Below are 16,394 nucleotides of genomic sequence, written 5' to 3'. Positions count from 1 at the left end.
CCGCGAAGGACTATGGCACAGCGATGATCCGTCTTTCCGGCCTGAAACTGCCCCTCGACCATCCGGCCGAGGCGATCCCCGCCGCCATTTGCGAACGCCTTGGCCTCGAACCCCATGACCTGCGCGGGCACAGTCTGGTGCGGCGCGGGAATGACGCCCGCCGCCGCTCCGCCATCCAGCTTGTCTACACGTTCGACGTCGATGTTGCGGACGAAGCAGCGCTGCTCGCCCGTTTCGCGAACGACCACGACATCCGCCCGACGCCGGACAGCAGCTATAAATTCGTCACCCACGTCCCCGACGGCTGGCAGGGTCTGCGCCCGGTCGTGATCGGCGCCGGACCATGCGGTCTGTTCGCGGGCCTCATCCTCGCGCAGATGGGGTTCAAGCCCATCATCCTCGATCGCGGCAAGGTGGTGCGGGAGCGGACCAAGGACACATGGGGCCTGTGGCGCCGCGCCGAGCTGAACCCGGACAGCAACGTCCAGTTCGGCGAGGGCGGAGCGGGCACCTTCTCCGACGGCAAGCTCTATTGCCGCGTCAAAGACCCGCGCTTCCTTGGCCGCAAGGTGCTGGAAGAGTTCGTCGCCGCCGGCGCGCCCGACGATATTCTCTGGGAAGCGCATCCCCATATCGGCACCTTTCGCCTCGTCACCATGGTGGAGGCGATGCGCAAGCAGATCGAGGCGCTGGGCGGCGAATATCGCTGGCAGCAGCGCGTCGACGACCTGGTGCTGGAACGGCAGGGCGATGGGGCACAAAAGCTGCGCGGCGTGGTGCTGCACGATGGCAGCGTGATCGAAAGCGACCATGTCGTGCTGGCGGTCGGCCATAGTGCGCGCCCGACATTCGAGATGCTGCACGCGCGCGGCGTCCATATCGAACCCAAGCCCTTTTCCATCGGCGTGCGGATCGAACATCCGCAAAGCTGGGTCGATCGCGCCCGCTACGGCAATTGCGCTGGCCACCCGGACCTTGGCGCGGCGGCCTATAGCCTAGCCCATCACTGCGCCGACGGCCGTACCGTTTACAGCTTCTGCATGTGCCCCGGCGGCCGCGTCGTCGCCGCCACGTCGGAAGAGGGCCGCGTCGTCACCAACGGCATGAGCCAATATAGCCGCGCGGAATTCAACGCCAATTCGGGGCTGGTGGTCGGCATCGACCCGGCCAAGGATTATCCGGACGGTCCGCTCGCCGGCATTGCGCTGCAGCGTCATTGGGAGAGCCTGGCCTATCAGGCGGGCGGCTCCTCTTATTGGGCGCCCGGCCAGACGGTCGGCGACTTCCTTGCTCGCAGACCCTCGACGCAGCTTGGCGAAGTCGTGCCCTCCTACAAGCCGGGCGTGACGCCGACCGACCTGTCGCTCTGCCTGCCCGATTATGTGATCGAGGCGTTCCATGAGGCGCTGCCCGCCTTCGGTCGGCAGATCGCCCATTATGACCATCCCGACGCGGTGATGACCGGCGTGGAAACGCGTACCTCCTCGCCCATTCGCATCACGCGCGGCAAGGATTATCAGAGCCTCAACGTCGCCGGCCTGTACCCAGCGGGTGAGGGCGCGGGCTATGCCGGCGGCATCCTCTCCGCCGCGATCGACGGCATCAAGGTGGCGGAAGCGGTGGCGCGGGCGATCGTACCGGCGTAGCGCATCGACGATGCAACTTGATGGGCCGGCGGAGATCATTCGCCATATCGACAGGGACAGGCTCTGACGGCGATATAGCCGCCAATCGTTAGCCGCTAGGCCGTGTCGCTATTTGAAATCCGGGGAAGTTTTGGATGCCCGACAAGGACTCGAACCTTGATTGACGGAGTCAGAGTCCGCTCTCTTACCATTAGAGGATCGGGCATCAATCCTGAGCGCGCCGCGCTTGGGTGGCCGCAGATAGGCGGGGTTGCAGAGTCGGTCAAGCACTTTTCTGATATATTTGCGCGACTTTCTGCGACCTTCCCCCACTGACTTTTCAGCCGCGCAAAAAGAAAGCCCGCCGGGCGCAGGTGCGTCCGACGGGCATATCTTCTCTTCCTTGCGGAAGGGAAGGGCATGGGAGCCGCACTCTATATAGGGTGCGGCTCCCATGCTTTCAAAGGGCTTATTCGCCGTCGCTCTTCAGCAGGTAATCGCCCGCATCCGCGTCGCTGCCATGGGTTTCCCCTTCGATGGCAGCCAGCGGATCGTTGCCGATCGCCGCTTCCGGACCTTGCGCCAGTTCCGCAGCCCGTTCGGCGGCAGCCGACTTGGGAGCGATCAGGTCCACCTGGCTGGAGGCGCGCAGTGCGGCCCGCAGCGCCGCGTCACGCGACGAAGCGGCGACGCGCAGGCGGTTCATGCCGGCACCGGTACCCGCCGGGATCAGGCGGCCGACGATGACATTTTCCTTCAGGCCAACGAGTGTGTCCTTCTTGCCCTGGACCGCCGCTTCCGTGAGGACGCGGGTGGTTTCCTGGAACGACGCGGCCGAGATGAACGAACGGGTCTGGAGCGAGGCCTTGGTGATGCCCAGCAGCACCGGCTTGCCAGCGGCGGGCGCGAAGCCCGGCTGGAGCTTGGCGTTGATCTCGTCCATTTCCTCGCGGTCGATCTGCTCGCCCACCAGCAAGGTGGTGTCGCCGGACTCGATGATCTCGACCTTCTGCAACATCTGACGAACGATCGTTTCGATGTGCTTGTCGTTGATCTTCACGCCCTGCAAGCGATAGACTTCCTGGATTTCGGCGACCAGATATTCGGCCAGAGGCTCGATACCCAGCACTTCCAGAATGTCATGCGGATCGGGCGAACCGCCGATCAGGTTGTCGCCGCGCTTCACGAAGTCGCCTTCCTGAACGTCGATCACCTTGCTCTTGGGGATCAGATATTCGACCGGCTCGCCGCCATCTTCGGGATTGATGGCGATCTTACGCTTCGCCTTGTAATCCTTCAGGAACTGGACGCGGCCCGACACCTTGGCAATGATCGCATTGTCCTTGGGCTTGCGGGCTTCGAACAGTTCGGCGACGCGCGGCAGACCACCGGTGATGTCACGGGTCTTGGCCGCTTCACGGCTGACACGCGCCAGCACGTCACCGGCCTGAACCTGCGCACCATCGTCGACCGACAGGGTCGCACCCACCGCCAGCATATAGCGTGCGGCTTCGCCCGAACTGTCGTCCATCAGGGTCAGGCGCGGACGGAGATCTTCCTTGGTGCGGGCCGCACCACGATGTTCGATCACCACGCGCTGGGCGATACCGGTGGCTTCGTCGGTCTGCTCGGTCAGCGTCTTGTTGTCGATCAGGTCGACATACTTAACGATACCGGGCTTTTCCGTGATCACCGGCATGGTGAAGGGATCCCACTCGGCGAAGCGGTCGCCCTTCTTCACGGCATCGCCATCTGCGAACAGGATGGTGGCGCCGTACGGCAAGCGGTGCGTTTCGCGTTCGCGGCCTTCGCTGTCGATGATCGCGATCTCGCCGTTGCGGGCGAGCGACAGACGACGACCATTCTTGTCGGTGATCGTGGGCATGTCGCGCAGTTCGATCGTACCGTCGGCCAGAGCCTCCAGGTTCGACGTTTCGTTGAAGTTCGCCGCGCCGCCGATGTGGAAGGTACGCATGGTCAGCTGCGTGCCCGGTTCACCGATGGATTGCGCCGCGATGACGCCGACGGCTTCACCGATGTTCACCGGGGTACCGCGGGCCAGATCACGACCGTAGCACTTGCCGCAGACGCCCATCTTGCTTTCGCAGATCAGCGGGCTGCGGATCTTCACGGCCTGCGTGCCGATCGCCTCGATCTTCGTGATCATCGGCTCGTCCAGCAGGGTGCCGATCGGGATGATGACGGTGCCGTCCTTGCTGTCGACGATATCCTGTGCCGTGGTGCGACCCAATATGCGCTCGCCGAGCGAGGCGATAACGCTACCGCCCTGGACGATCGCCTTCATCTCCAGCGCCTTCTCGGTGCCGCAATCGTCCTCGACGATCGTGCAGTCCTGCGACACGTCGACCAGACGGCGGGTCAGGTAACCCGAGTTCGCCGTCTTGAGCGCGGTGTCGGCCAGGCCCTTACGCGCGCCGTGGGTGGAGTTGAAGTATTCAAGAACGGTCAGACCTTCCTTGAAGTTCGAGATGATCGGCGTCTCGATGATCTCGCCCGAAGGCTTGGCCATCAGGCCGCGCATACCGGCCAGCTGCTTCATCTGGGCCTGGCTACCGCGGGCACCCGAGTGCGCCATCATGTAGATCGAGTTGATCTGCTTCTGGCGGCCGGTGTCCGGATCGATCGGCATGGCACGGATTTCGTCCATCATGGCGTTCGCCACCACGTCGCCGCAACGGCTCCAGGCGTCGATGACCTTGTTGTACTTTTCCTGCTGCGTGATCAGACCGTCCTGATATTGCTGCTCATAGTCGGCCACCAGCGCCTTGGTTTCGGCGACGGAGCCTTCCTTCGAGTCCGGGATCACCATGTCGTCCTTGCCGAACGAAATGCCGGCCTGGAATGCGTGGCGGAAGCCCAGCGCCATGATGGCGTCGGCGAACAGCACCGTGTCCTTCTGGCCGGTGTGACGATAGACCTCGTCGATCACGTCGCCGACGTCCTTCTTGGTCAGAAGGCGATTGACGGCGTCGAAGGGCACCTTGTGCGACTTGGGCAGACATTCGCCCAGCAGCATGCGGCCCGGCGTCGTCTCGAAGCGCTTCATATATTGCTGACCGTTTTCGTCGGTCTGCGGCACGCGGCTGATGATCTTCGAATGCAGGGTGACGGCCTTGGCATAGAGGGCCTGATGGACCTCCTGCATGTCGGACAGCAGCATGCCTTCGCCCGGCTCGCCCACACGTTCCATCGACAGATAATAGATACCCAGGACCATGTCCTGCGATGGCACGATGATCGGCTTGCCGTTGGCGGGCGACAGGATGTTGTTGGTCGACATCATCAGCACACGCGCTTCCAGCTGGGCTTCCAGCGAGAGCGGTACGTGGACGGCCATCTGGTCGCCGTCGAAGTCGGCGTTGAAGGCCGAGCAGACGAGCGGGTGAAGCTGGATCGCCTTGCCTTCGATCAGGACGGGTTCGAACGCCTGGATGCCCAGACGGTGAAGCGTAGGCGCGCGGTTCAGCATGACCGGATGTTCGCGGATCACTTCGTCCAGTATGTCCCAGACTTCCTTACGTTCCTTCTCGACCCACTTCTTGGCCTGCTTCAGGGTCATGGACAGACCCTTGGCATCCAGACGCGCGTAGATGAACGGCTTGAACAGCTCGAGCGCCATCTTCTTGGGCAGGCCGCACTGATGCAGCTTCAGCTCAGGACCGGTCACGATGACCGAACGACCCGAATAGTCGACGCGCTTGCCGAGCAGGTTCTGACGGAAGCGACCCTGTTTGCCCTTGAGCATGTCGGACAGCGACTTGAGCGGACGCTTGTTGGCACCGGTGATGACACGGCCGCGACGGCCATTGTCGAACAGGGCGTCGACGGCTTCCTGCAACATGCGCTTTTCGTTGCGGACGATGATGTCCGGCGCGCGCAGTTCCATGAGGCGCTTGAGGCGGTTGTTGCGGTTGATGACGCGGCGATACAGGTCGTTCAGATCCGACGTCGCGAAGCGACCACCGTCCAGCGGCACCAGCGGGCGCAGTTCTGGCGGGATGACCGGCACGACGTCCAGGATCATCCATTCGGGGCGGTTGCCCGAATCAATGAAGCTTTCAACGACCTTCAGGCGCTTGATGATCTTCTTGGGCTTCAGTTCCGACTTGGTAACGGCCAGTTCGTCCAGCAGCGCCTGCTTCTCGCCCACAAGGTCGAGGTCCATCAGCATCTGCTTGACGGCCTCGGCGCCGATGCCGGCCGAGAAGGCGTCTTCGCCATATTCGTCCTGCGCGTCGAGCAGTTCGTCCTCATTGAGAAGCTGATATTTCTCCAGCGGGGTCAGGCCCGGCTCGATGACGATATAGCTTTCGAAATACAGCACGCGCTCAAGCTGCTTCAACTGCATGTCGAGCAGCAGGCCGATGCGCGAAGGCAGCGACTTCAGGAACCAGATGTGCGCGACCGGCGCGGCCAGTTCGATATGGCCCATGCGCTCACGGCGGACCTTGCTCACCGTAACTTCGACACCGCACTTTTCGCAGACGATGCCCTTATACTTCATGCGCTTATACTTGCCGCACAGGCATTCATAATCCTTGATCGGACCGAAGATGCGTGCGCAGAACAGGCCGTCACGCTCGGGCTTGAACGTGCGATAGTTGATGGTTTCCGGCTTCTTGATCTCGCCGAAGGACCAGGAGCGGATGCGCTCGGGCGAGGCAAGGCCGATCTGGATCTGGTCGAAGGTTTCGGCCTTCTGGACCGGGTTCGCGAAGTTGGTCAGTTCGTTCATATTTCAAGTCCCTCTAGAGGGTAAAGTATCTGGAGCGAGGCAGGGGAGGGGCACTGCCTTGAGGAAGGCAGTGCCCGCAAATCCCTTATTCCGCCGCCTGCGCCAAGCCGTCGTCGTCTTCGGTCGCGTCCATCGCGGCGAGTTCGACGTTGAGGCCCAGCGAGCGCATTTCCTTGACCAGCACGTTGAAGCTTTCGGGAATGCCGGCCTCGAACGTGTCGTCGCCCTTGACGATCGCTTCGTAGACCTTGGTACGTCCGACGACGTCATCGGACTTCACCGTCAGCATTTCCTGGAGCGTGTAGGCAGCGCCATAGGCCTGGAGCGCCCACACTTCCATTTCACCGAAGCGCTGACCACCGAACTGCGCCTTACCACCCAGCGGCTGCTGGGTGACGAGCGAGTACGGCCCGATCGAACGGGCGTGGATCTTGTCGTCGACCAAGTGATGCAGCTTCAGCATGTAGATGATGCCGACGGTCACCTTGCGGTCGAAACGGTCGCCGGTGCGGCCGTCATACAGATCCGACTGACCCGACGTGTGCAGGCCTGCGCGTTCCAGCATGTCCGACACGTCCGCTTCGCGGGCGCCGTCGAACACCGGCGTCGCCATCGGGATGCCCCGCTGGAGATGCTCGGCCAGATCGATGATCTGCTCAGGCGTGCGGGCTTCTATCTGCTCGGCATAGCGCTCACCATAGGAGGTCAGCAGCCGTTCCTTGACCGCGTCGGGCATGTCGCCCGGCTGCGGGTTCGGATTGGCCTCACGCCAGTCTTCCAGCGCATGCTTGAGCTGCTGGCCGAGGCCGCGGGCAGCCCAGCCCAGATGCGTTTCGAAGATCTGACCGACGTTCATGCGCGACGGCACGCCCAGCGGGTTCAGCACGATGTCGACATGGGTGCCGTCTTCCAGGAACGGCATGTCCTCGATCGGCAGGATGCGCGAAATGACACCCTTGTTACCGTGACGGCCGGCCATCTTGTCGCCCGGCTGCAGCTTGCGCTTCACCGCAACGAAGACCTTGACCATCTTCAGCACGCCCGGCGGCAGTTCGTCGCCACGCTGCAGCTTGTCGACGCGGTCCTCGAACTTGTCGACGATCGACTTCACCGCTTCGTCATACTGACCCTTGATCGCTTCGATCTGGGCCTGACGGCTGTCGTCCTCGACAGCGAACTTCCACCATTCGTGACGCTCGACTTCGCCCAGCAGGGCCTCGTCGATGACAACGCCCTTCTTGATGCCCTTGGGCGCGGCCGAAGCCGTCTGACCGGTCAGCATTTCCTGAAGGCGGTTGAAGGTCGCACGGTTGAGGATGCCACGTTCGTCTTCACGGTCCTTGGCGAGACGGTCGATTTCCTCCCGCTCGATCGCCATGGCACGTTCGTCCTTGTCGATGCCGTGACGGTTGAACACGCGGACTTCCACGACGGTACCGGCAACGCCCGGCGGCAGACGCAGGGACGTGTCGCGCACGTCGCTCGCCTTTTCACCGAAGATCGCGCGGAGCAGCTTTTCTTCCGGGGTCATCGGCGATTCACCCTTGGGGGTGATCTTGCCGACCAGAATGTCGCCCGGCTCCACTTCGGCGCCGATGTACACGATGCCAGCCTCGTCGAGGTTGCGCAGCGCTTCTTCACCGACGTTCGGGATGTCGCGGGTGATGTCCTCCGGTCCCAGCTTGGTGTCGCGGGCCATGACCTCGAACTCCTCGATATGGATCGAGGTGAAGACGTCGTCCTTCACGATCCGTTCGGAGATCAGGATGGAGTCTTCGTAGTTGTAGCCGTTCCAGGGCATGAACGCGACGAGCGTGTTGCGGCCCAGCGCCAGCTCGCCGAACTCGGTCGACGGGCCGTCGGCGATCACGTCGCCGGCTTCGATCAGGTCGCCCACCTTCACCAGCGGACGCTGGTTGATGCAGGTGTCCTGGTTGGACCGCTGGAACTTCTGGAGGGTGTAGATGTCGACGCCCGACTGGCCGGCTTCGATGTCGCCGGTTGCGCGGATGACGATACGGGTCGCGTCGACCTGATCGACGATGCCCGCACGCTTGGACGCGACGGCAGCGCCGGAGTCACGGGCGACCGTGCCTTCCATGCCGGTGCCCACGAACGGCGCTTCGGCGCGTACCAGAGGCACGGCCTGACGCTGCATGTTCGATCCCATGAGCGCGCGGTTGGCGTCATCGTTTTCCAGGAACGGAATGAGCGATGCGGCGACCGACACCAGCTGCTTGGGGCTGACGTCCATCAGGGTGATGTGGTCGCGCGGCGCCATCAGGAATTCGCCGGCTTCGCGCGAGGAGATCAGATCCTCGACGAAATGACCGTCGGCATTCACTTCGGCGTTGGCCTGCGCGATCGTGTGCTTGGCCTCTTCCATCGCCGACAGATAGACGACGTCGTCGGTGACCTTGTTGTCCACGACCTTGCGGTACGGCGTTTCGATGAAGCCATATTTGTTGACGCGGCTGAAAGTCGCCAGCGAGTTGATCAGACCGATGTTCGGGCCTTCTGGCGTTTCGATCGGGCAGATACGGCCATAATGGGTCGGGTGAACGTCGCGGACTTCGAAGCCTGCGCGCTCACGCGTCAGGCCGCCCGGCCCAAGTGCCGACACGCGGCGCTTGTGGGTGACTTCCGACAGCGGGTTGGTCTGATCCATGAACTGCGACAGCTGCGACGAGCCGAAGAATTCACGAACGGCGGCCACGGCGGGCTTCGCGTTGATCAGGTCGTTCGGCATCACCGTCGACACGTCGACCGACGACATGCGTTCCTTGACCGCGCGTTCCATGCGCAGCAGGCCGACGCGATACTGGTTTTCCAGCAGTTCGCCGACCGAACGGACGCGACGGTTACCGAGGTTATCGATATCGTCGATTTCGCCCTTGCCGTCCTTCAGGTTCACCAGTTCCTTGACCACGGCGAGGATGTCCTCGACGCGCAGGGTGGTGACCGTATCCTCGGCATCGAGGTCGAGGCGCATGTTCAGCTTCACGCGACCCACGGCCGAGAGGTCGTAGCGTTCCGGATCGAAGAACAGGCCGGCGAAGAGAGCTTCGGCGGTTTCCTTCGTCGGCGGTTCGCCGGGGCGCATGACGCGATAGATGTCGGACAGGGCCTGGTCGCGGTCTTCGGCCTTGTCGGCCTTCAACGTATTGCGGATCCATGCGCCGGTGCCGACATGGTCGATGTCCAGCAGTTCCAGACGGTCGACGCCAGCCTTGTCCAGCTTTTCGAGATTTTCAGGCGACACTTCGTCGCCAGCCTCGATGTAGATTTCGCCGGTGCTCTCGTTGATGAGGTCATAGGCGCTGTAGCGGCCATAGACTTCCTCGGTCGGGATCAGCAGCGTGGCCAGGCCGTCCTTTTCCGCCTTGTTGGCGGCGCGGGGGCTGATCTTGTGACCGGCGGCGAACACGACTTCGCCAGACGCGGCATCGACGATGTCGAACGCCGGCTTCAGGCCGCGCCATGCTTCGGCGAGATAGGGGATGACCCAGCCGCCTTCACCGCGGACATAGGTAACCTTGTTATAGAATTCGCCCAGAATTTCTTCCGGCGTCAGGCCGAGCGCGAACAGCAGCGCCGTGACCGGCAGCTTGCGCTTGCGGTCGATACGGACGTTGACGATGTCCTTGGCGTCGAATTCGAAGTCGAGCCACGAACCACGGTACGGAATAACGCGCGCGGCAAAGAGATACTTGCCCGACGAGTGGGTCTTGCCACGGTCATGGTCGAAGAGGACGCCCGGCGAACGGTGCATCTGCGACACGATGACGCGTTCGGTGCCGTTGACGATGAAGGTGCCGTTGCCCGTCATCAGGGGCATGTCGCCCATGTAGACGTCCTGCTCCTTGATATCCAGGACCGAGCGGGTTTCGGTGTCCTGATCGACTTCGAACACGATCAGGCGCAGAGTAACGCGCATCGGCGCTGCATAGGTGATGCCGCGCTGACGGCATTCCTCGACGTCGTACTTCGGGTCTTCCAGCTCATAATGGACGAAGTCCATTTCGGCGGTGCCGGCGAAGTCACGGATCGGGAAGACGCTGCGCAGCGTCTTTTCCAGGCCCGACACATAGCCGATCGACGGATCGGAACGCAGGAACTGTTCGTAACTCTCCCTCTGAACCTCGATCAGGTTCGGCATCTGCACCACTTCGTGGATGTCGCCGAACACCTTGCGGATGCGCTTCTTAGCGCCGGTGTTGCTGATGGGGGGGAGAGCCTTGGTCGCCATGCGGTTCCTGCCTGTGTCAGTTCGTCGTGTTTTTCCGCATCCCGGCGGAAATTCAGTCGAAGCGCTATGAACTAGAGGGTGATTCGCACCCTCTATTCCACGCAAAAAAGTGCGGGCCGGGACTGTCCGATCCGCACTATCAGCACCTGATGACCCGTCGAAAGTCGCCCAATTCCGCCAGCTTCGCGCGCAATTCGATGCTGGACCCCGAGCGATCCGGGGGACGGTCGACCATCAACGCATAGCGTCGCCTGACGACCGGATTGACGCCGATATAGGCGCTATGTCCCTGGTTGTGAAGGGGGTCAGCTAAATAGCCCGCGCTCCGCCCGGATCGCGGCCACCAGCCGGTCCAGTTCGGCGCTGCTGTTGAAGAGGGCTGGTGTGACCCGCAGCACCGGGCCGGACGCCAGGCCGGCCTTGGCCACGACCAGCAGACGATATTTGTCGAGAAATAGCGCCGCCGCCCGTTTCGCGTCATCCGGCCCCTTCATGCCGGGCAGGCGGAAGCCCGCGACAGCGCCGTGGCGGTCAGGCTCGTCGGGCAACAGCATCTCCAGCCCCTTGATATCGCGTACTCGGTCGATCCAATAGTTGCGTAGGCGCAACAAATGCCGATATTTGGCCGCACTGCCGATGGCCTGATGCACCTCCGTCGCGCGCGGCACCGTCAGCCGTGCGGCGAAATCGACCGTGCCGGTGGGGATGCGCGCGCGGATATCCTCCGGTCCATGGATGCGATTGCCCAGCCAGGGGCTGATATCCTGCAACCGGCCCTTGCGGATATAGATGCCCCCTGTGCCCAGCGGCGCGGCCAGCCATTTGTGCAGCGAAAAGCCGATGAAATCCGCGCCGGTGTCGCTTACCGTGAAGGGCATGTGGCCCACCGCCTGCGCGCTGTCCAATATGGTGTCCACACCGCGCGCCCGCGCCATGTCCACGATCGCCCTGACCGGCGGCACCAGCCCGCTGCGGTTCGACAAATGGGTCAGCAGCAGCAGTTTCGCGCGTGGCGTGTCCCTCAGTATCTTCTCATAGGCCGCCAATATGTTGGCCTCATCATGCGGCTCCGGCAGCGAGAAGCGCACGATCCGCGCGCCCCTGCTTTTCTCCAGATAGTCGCAGGCGAACTGCATCTCGTCATAATCGACATCGGCATAGATCACCGCGTCGCCCGGTTGCAGCAGCGCGTAATTGGCGATCAGGGCGTAGAGCGCCTCCGTCCCGCCGCCCGCCAGCGCAATCTCTTCGGTCGATGCGCCCAGCAGCTTCGCCACCGCCGCGCGTGATTTGTCCAGTTCGACGTCGCGCGGATGGCCGGGCGCCGCATTGCGCAGGAACAGCGCATGATTCTGGTTCACCCAGCGGGACCGCGCCTCATAGGCGGCCTGCACCGGCAGCGTCATCGCGCCATAATAGGCCGCGTCGAAGGTCGCGAAGTCCCGGTTCACCCGATAGAGTGGCATCAGCGCCGCCTGTGCCGCATCGAAATCGGCCATGTCGCCGGTAAAGCGGAAGGGCGGTTCGGCCGGCCATGGCAAGGCGGCATCACCCTGCGCCATCGCGCTCCCGTCAGCGCCGCTCAATGCCAGCCCCAACGTGCCGCAGACCACGCCCCCACTGCCCAGAAAAGCCCGTCGCGTCACCATATGCCACCCTTGTCCAATCATGTAATAATATACCATGACGGAATAGGGTCGGAAACCCGCTATTGCATCATGGCGTACCGTTCGATGCGGCGCCGGGCATGGCGGCCGATGGCGCGACCGGCACGATCTTCACCGTTTCGAACCGATCCTTGCGTCGAACGCCGGTCAGTACGGGCGCGGGCGAGGCTGCGGTTATGCGCTGGCGCATGCACTCGGCCTTGGCGGCGCGGGGCGTCACCGCGCAGTTCCACAACGCCCGCTGCAACCCGCTCTGCGTGTCGTGAATGTAGGAAAATCGCATGGACGTCAGATTGGCCAGGGTCAGCGGCAATTCCTTGGGCGCGTCCGCCGCGGTCCATCCCATGATCCGGCATTGCGGCCGTCCCGCGCAAAAGGTGCGGGCGCTTTCCGGCCAGCTGTCGGGTTTGCTCCCGCGCGGCAGTTCGACCAGGAAGCTGCGTATGTCGGCGAGCGCAATCAGCCGCACGCCGCCCACGCTCTTGCCGATCTGGTCCAGACCTATCGCCTGTCGCGCCTGCGCGGCGATCGCCTCCGCACTGTCGCCGACCGGCGTGACGGTGCCCGGCAGCGGGAGCGTCACGTCGCGATGCGCGATCGAAAAGGCCGCGATCCGCGCAATCAGCGGTTCGCCCGCATCGCCGCGCCTGCGGAAAGCGGCGGGCGTGCCCCACCAGCCGCGCCAGCGGAAGAAGAGGTGCGTGCCGACCGCCGTGATCTTGTCCAGGCTGCTGCTCCAATAGGGCACGACCCAGTCGGTATGATAATGGGTGGCGTGGCCGACCGGTGCGTAGACCTTGCCCGCCAAAGCGCCGCGCGCAATCTCCTGCGCGCGCGCCCAGGCAGCCGGTCCCGGCACCCGTGCCAGCGCCCCGTCGCAGCTGAAGGTGAACTGGCAACCGGTGCTGCGTTCCTGCCCCTGGAACACGACGCCGCACACCGTCTTGGGGAAGGCGGGGTGGCGCACCCGGTTCAATACGACCTGCGCGACCGCCTGCTCACCCACGGCATCGTCGCCCGCTTCGAAAATTTCCGCTGCGGCCAGACAATCGACGGCGCGGGACATATCCGTTTCCGTGCCGGAAAAGAGGAAGGGCAGGGCGGCCGGATTGGGGTCGCGGGAAAAGGGGATGGCGGCGTTGAAGGCCACGGCCTGATCCCGTGCCAGGGCATAGACCTTGACTGGTTCGACAGGGGGCGGGGGTGTCGTCGGCCGCTTGCCGCGCGCCGCATGGGCGACCGCGACGCGCGCAGGGGCGTCGGCCGCCTGCCTGTGGCTTTCCCATCCGGCCACCGCCATGGGCAGGCCCACGAACAGCAAGGCCCAGACGATCCAGGACAGGAGGGTGGAAAGATCGGTTCGTTTCACGCGGATGATGGCCCTGCGCCGGATCGGTCGTCAGCGCGGTTCGCCACGTTTCCGAATATAAGCCACGTCATGCTGAACATGGTCCAGCATCCATAGTGCCTCTGTGCGGGGTCTGCCTTTAGGCAGGAACAGGGGCTGAAACAAGGCGGGCTGAGGGGCGCCATATCGCTTCGCCGTTCGCCCTTATGGTTGCAGGCGAACGGCATGGGGCGATCCCGCCTTATTCCGGCAGGAAGTCGGGTACCGACAGATAGCGTTCGCCGGTATCATAGTTGAAGCCCAGCACGCGGCTGCCGGCGGGCAGTTCCTTCAGCTTCTGCGCGATCGCGGCCAGCGTGCCGCCCGACGAAATGCCGACCAGCAGACCCTCCTGCGTCGCGGCGCGGCGGGCATAATCCTTGGCATCGGCCGGATCGACCTGGATCACGCCGTCCAGCAACTGGGTGTGCAGGTTGGCCGGGATGAAGCCTGCGCCGATGCCCTGAATGGGGTGCGGGCCGGGCTGACCGCCGCTGATGACCGGCGACAGGGTCGGTTCGACCGCATAGACCTTCAGATTGGGCCACGCCTTCTTCAGCACTTCGGCCACGCCGGTGATATGGCCGCCCGTGCCAACGCCGGTAATCAGCGCGTCGATCGGCGTATCGGCGAAGTCGGCCAGGATTTCCTGCGCGGTCGTGCGCACATGCACGTCGATATTGGCGGGGTTTTCGAACTGCTGCGGCATCCAGCTGTTCGGCGTCTGCGACACCAGCTCCAGCGCGCGCTCGATCGCGCCCTTCATGCCCTTTTCGCGCGGCGTCAGGTCGAAGCTGGCGCCATAGGCCAGCATCAGGCGGCGGCGCTCGATCGACATGCTTTCGGGCATGACCAGCACCAGCTTATAGCCCTTGACCGCCGCGACCATGGCCAGGCCCACGCCGGTATTGCCCGACGTCGGCTCGATGATGGTGCCGCCGGGCTGCAATTCGCCGCTGGCCTCCGCCGCTTCGATCATGGCGAGGGCGATACGGTCCTTGATCGATCCGCCGGGGTTCGATCGTTCCGACTTGATCCAGACTTCAGCGTCCCCGAACAGCCGGTTCACCCGGACGTGCGGCGTATTGCCGATGGTTTCGAGAATCGTGGCAGCTTTCATGAAGGCTTCTCCTGGCTATTTTCCGCTCGCCCGATGTCGGGTGGATCGAAGCTACGTGCAAGGCGCAATTCGGGAAAGAGTCGCGCCCAGATGATGGTGATGATGATAGCACCGATGCCGCCGCCGATCACCGCCGCGACCGGCCCGACCATGGCGGCCAGGAAGCCGGATTCCGCCTCGCCCAGTTCGTTGGAGGCGGAGATGGTGAGTTGCGACAGGCTGGACACGCGGCCGCGCATCGCATCGGGCGTATGGAGCTGGACCAGGGACTGGCGCACGAACACCGACACCATGTCCGCGCCGCCCAGCACCACCAGCGCCGCGACGCCTGCCTCCACCGCGATGTCGCGCGGCAGGAAGGCGGTGCAGCCGAAGGCGATCGTGGACAGGCCGAACAGGATGACCGACGCCAGCATCTTCAGCCCCACTTCCGTCTTCATCGGGCGGAAGGAGAACCAGAGCGCCGTCACCGCCGCGCCGATGCCCGGCGCCGCGGCCAGATGGCCAAGGCCCGCCGATCCCACATGCAATATGTCGCGGGCATAGACCGGCAGCAATGCGGTCGCGCCCGCCAGCAGCACGGCGAACAGGTCCAGCGTGATCGTCGCCAGCACCAGCCGGTTGCCCTTGACATAGGCAAAGCCGTCGATCATCTGGCGCACGGGATGGCGGCTGGTGTCGCGCGGCGGCTGGGGCACCGGCCCGATCAGCAGCATGCCGATCAGGGCAACGCCATAAAGCGCGGCGGCCAGCGCATAGGCGCCCCATGGCGTCATCGCATAGGCATAGCCGCCCAGTGCCGGGCCGATGATCGACCCGGTCTGCCAGGCGACGCTGGAAATGGCGATGGCGGTGGGCAATATGGCGGGCGGCACCAGATTGGGCGCCAGCGCGCCATAGGCCGGCCCGTTGAAGGCGCGCGCGATGCCCACGATGATGGCGATGCCGAAGATGAGCGGCAGGCTGACCCAGCCTTCATAGGTGGCGAAGGCCAGCAAGGCCGATGCCGTCGTCAGCAGGGTCAGCGTCAGTCGGGTGATGACCCGCCGGTCATAATGGTCGGCGACCCAGCCGGTGATGGGCGTCAGGAAGAAGAGCGGCAGGAATTGCGCCAGCCCGATCAGGCCCAGTTGTGCCGAGGCGCCCGCCGTCGTCATCGTTTCGCGCGCGATATTATAGGCCTGCCACGCCAGCACGATCATCATGCTGTACTGCGCCAGCACGGCGCATAGCCGACCGACCAGATAGGCCCGGAAATTGGCGAAATGCAGCGGGTGGCGGGGAGGAGGGGAGGCCGTCATGCCGATGGCTTTAGCGGCGCTTATATTGCCGAAGCAACAGCGCCGCGACCCAGCAGGCAACAAGATTTGCTTTGCGACCTATGAGCGGGAGGGGGAGCGGGGCGGGCCGACATGTTTGCACGCTGCCGCCTGCGTTCCGGGCAGGCCAGGCGGACCTGCCCGATCGGCGGACGACCGGGTGATTCGGGATGGCGGTGGCGAACCGAGCGCTTTGCAGGGTCACTCCAGGGTCACGCCTTGAGCGTGGCGCGAAGTTCACACCGTCACTGGCGACGCGAAAATGCGAAAA

At 63.9% G+C, this 16,394-nt stretch carries 7 protein-coding genes and 1 tRNA gene; 1 reads left to right on the top strand and 7 read right to left on the bottom strand.

Annotated elements, in window-relative coordinates; all coding sequences use genetic code 11:
* Positions 1-23: 23 nt before the first annotated feature.
* Positions 24-1,646, top strand: a complete 1,623-nt coding sequence (locus tag F4U95_RS09720; RefSeq protein WP_150425526.1) for an NAD(P)/FAD-dependent oxidoreductase — start codon at positions 24-26, stop codon at positions 1,644-1,646.
* 131 nt (positions 1,647-1,777) lie between these two features.
* Here F4U95_RS09720 and F4U95_RS09715 read toward each other — a convergent pair.
* From F4U95_RS09715 to F4U95_RS09685, 7 genes are all read right to left on the bottom strand, one after another.
* A tRNA-Gln gene (locus tag F4U95_RS09715) sits at positions 1,778-1,851 on the bottom strand.
* Between the two features lie 243 nt (positions 1,852-2,094).
* Positions 2,095-6,381: a DNA-directed RNA polymerase subunit beta' gene (rpoC, locus tag F4U95_RS09710; RefSeq protein ID WP_150425525.1), complete on the bottom strand. Its 4,287-nt coding sequence runs from the start codon at positions 6,379-6,381 to the stop codon at positions 2,095-2,097.
* Between the two features lie 85 nt (positions 6,382-6,466).
* Positions 6,467-10,630, bottom strand: coding sequence for a DNA-directed RNA polymerase subunit beta (rpoB, locus tag F4U95_RS09705; protein WP_150425524.1), 4,164 nt, complete (start codon positions 10,628-10,630; stop codon positions 6,467-6,469).
* Positions 10,631-10,935: 305 nt separating this feature from the next.
* Positions 10,936-12,279 carry an aminotransferase class V-fold PLP-dependent enzyme gene (locus tag F4U95_RS09700; protein ID WP_150425523.1) on the bottom strand — a complete coding sequence of 448 codons (1,344 nt, stop codon included), beginning with the start codon at positions 12,277-12,279 and terminating at the stop codon, positions 10,936-10,938.
* A 67-nt stretch (positions 12,280-12,346) separates the two neighbouring features.
* The gene (locus F4U95_RS09695) at positions 12,347-13,597 is read right to left on the bottom strand and encodes a cell wall hydrolase (protein WP_150425643.1); all 1,251 of its coding nucleotides are present in this window, start codon (positions 13,595-13,597) and stop codon (positions 12,347-12,349) included.
* 289 nt (positions 13,598-13,886) lie between these two features.
* Positions 13,887-14,804 carry a cysteine synthase A gene (cysK, locus tag F4U95_RS09690; protein WP_150425522.1) on the bottom strand — a complete coding sequence of 306 codons (918 nt, stop codon included), beginning with the start codon at positions 14,802-14,804 and terminating at the stop codon, positions 13,887-13,889.
* Positions 14,801-16,105 carry an MFS transporter gene (locus F4U95_RS09685; RefSeq protein ID WP_120250744.1) on the bottom strand — a complete coding sequence of 435 codons (1,305 nt, stop codon included), beginning with the start codon at positions 16,103-16,105 and terminating at the stop codon, positions 14,801-14,803. The genes cysK and F4U95_RS09685 overlap by 4 nt, the downstream gene beginning before the upstream one ends.
* Positions 16,106-16,394: the final 289 nt, after the last annotated feature.

It is taken from the genome of Sphingobium limneticum (genome assembly GCF_008710165.1).
GTDB classification, from domain to species: Bacteria; Pseudomonadota; Alphaproteobacteria; order Sphingomonadales; family Sphingomonadaceae; genus Sphingobium; species Sphingobium limneticum.
Note: the sequence above shows the minus strand (reverse complement) of the source record. Positions and strands in the feature narration are given on the sequence as shown.

Excerpts from the sequence above, each read along its gene's own strand:
- F4U95_RS09720 (WP_150425526.1), top strand. The coding sequence starts at position 24 with ATGATCCGTCTTTCCGGCCTGAAACTGCCCCTCGACCATCCGGCCGAG.
- rpoC (WP_150425525.1), bottom strand. The coding sequence starts at position 6,381 with ATGAACGAACTGACCAACTTCGCGAACCCGGTCCAGAAGGCCGAAACC.
- rpoB (WP_150425524.1), bottom strand. The coding sequence starts at position 10,630 with ATGGCGACCAAGGCTCTCCCCCCCATCAGCAACACCGGCGCTAAGAAG.
- F4U95_RS09700 (WP_150425523.1), bottom strand. The coding sequence starts at position 12,279 with ATGGTGACGCGACGGGCTTTTCTGGGCAGTGGGGGCGTGGTCTGCGGC.
- F4U95_RS09695 (WP_150425643.1), bottom strand. The coding sequence starts at position 13,597 with ATGGCGGTGGCCGGATGGGAAAGCCACAGGCAGGCGGCCGACGCCCCT.
- cysK (WP_150425522.1), bottom strand. The coding sequence starts at position 14,804 with ATGAAAGCTGCCACGATTCTCGAAACCATCGGCAATACGCCGCACGTC.
- F4U95_RS09685 (WP_120250744.1), bottom strand. The coding sequence starts at position 16,105 with ATGACGGCCTCCCCTCCTCCCCGCCACCCGCTGCATTTCGCCAATTTC.